Origin of the sequence: Streptomyces sp. NPDC059853, assembly GCF_042731495.1 — a bacterium.
Lineage (GTDB): Bacteria > Actinomycetota > Actinomycetes > Streptomycetales > Streptomycetaceae > Streptomyces.
On record NZ_JBHWJL010000551.1, the window covers coordinates 1 to 1,465 of the forward strand.

The 1,465-nt window shown below is 74.0% G+C and carries 1 protein-coding gene; it reads right to left on the reverse strand.

Annotation, left to right across the window (positions count from 1 at the left end; translation table 11 throughout):
* A partial coding sequence (locus ACFV5N_RS27770) for a glycine dehydrogenase (protein ID WP_385605287.1) occupies positions 1 to 1,465 on the reverse strand: 1,465 nt, incomplete at both ends.

Below are 1,465 nucleotides of genomic sequence, written 5' to 3' on the forward strand. Positions count from 1 at the left end.
GACATCGTCGGCGCGTGGAACCCGTAGTCGATCAGCCGCTTGGCCACATCGTCGATGCTCACGCCGGTCGCCTTGCTCAGCGGCCGGACGTCGATGATGCACTCGTGCGCCACCAGACCGCCGGGCCCGGTGTAGAGCACCGGGTAGTGCGGGGCGAGCCGCTTGGCGATGTAGTTGGCGCCCAGCACCGCCGTCTGGGTCGCCGCCCGCAGGCCCTCCGGGCCCATCAGCCGCAGATACGCCCAGGAGATGGGCAGGATCCCGGCCGACCCCCACGGCGCCGCCGACACCGGGCCCACCGGGCCGTCCTCGGGCCCGGCCGTCGGCTGGAGCGGATGCCCGGGCAGATACGGCGCCAGGTGCTCGCGCACCGCCACCGGGCCGACCCCGGGGCCGCCGCCGCCGTGCGGGATGCAGAAGGTCTTGTGCAGGTTCAGGTGCGAGACGTCCGCGCCGAACCGGCCCGGCCGGGCCAGTCCGACCAGCGCGTTGAGGTTGGCGCCGTCCACGTACACCTGGCCGCCCGCGTCGTGCACCGCGGCGCAGATCTCCTGGATGTTGTCCTCGAACACCCCGTGCGTGGAGGGGTAGGTGACCATCAGCACCGCCAGCTCCTCGCGGTGCCGGTCGATCTTGGCCCGCAGATCGGCGACGTCCACGTCACCGTTCTCGCCGGTGGCGACCACGACCACCTTCATCCCGGCCATCACCGCGCTCGCCGCGTTGGTGCCGTGCGCGGAGGACGGGATCAGGCACACCGTGCGCTGCGGGGCGCCGTTCGCACGGTGGTAGGCGCGCACCGCCAGCAGCCCGGCCAGCTCGCCTTGCGAACCGGCGTTGGGCTGGAGCGAGACCCGGTCGTAGCCGGTGATCTCCGCCAGCCCCTCCTCCAGCTCCCGGATCAGGGTGCGGTAGCCCTCGGCCTGCTCGATCGGCGCGAACGGGTGCAGCGCGGCGAACTCCGGCCAGGTGACCGGCTCCATCTCCACCGTGGCGTTGAGCTTCATGGTGCAGGAGCCGAGCGGGATCATGCCCCGGTCCAGCGCGTAGTCGCGGTCCGCGAGGCGGCGCAGGTAGCGCAGCATCGCGGTCTCGGAGCGGTGCTCGTGGAAGACCGGGTGGGTGAGGTACGCGTCCGTGCGCAGCAGGCCGGCCGGCAGCGCGTCCGGGGTCGCGGCGTCCAGTGCGTCGATGTCGGTGTGCGCCGGGTCCACGCCGAAGGCGGCCCACACGGCGGCCAGTTCGGCGCGGGTGGTGGTCTCGTCGCAGGCGATCCCGACCACGTCGGGGCCGTCCTGGCGCAGATTGACCCCGGCCTCGCGGGCGGCGGCCACCACGGCGGCGGCGCGGCCGGGCACCCGGGCGGTCACGGTGTCGAAGAACTGCGCGTGCGCCAGTTCGACGCCGCCGGCGCGCAGCCCGGCCGCCAGCAGCGCCGCGTAGCGGTGGGTGCGCCGGGCGATGG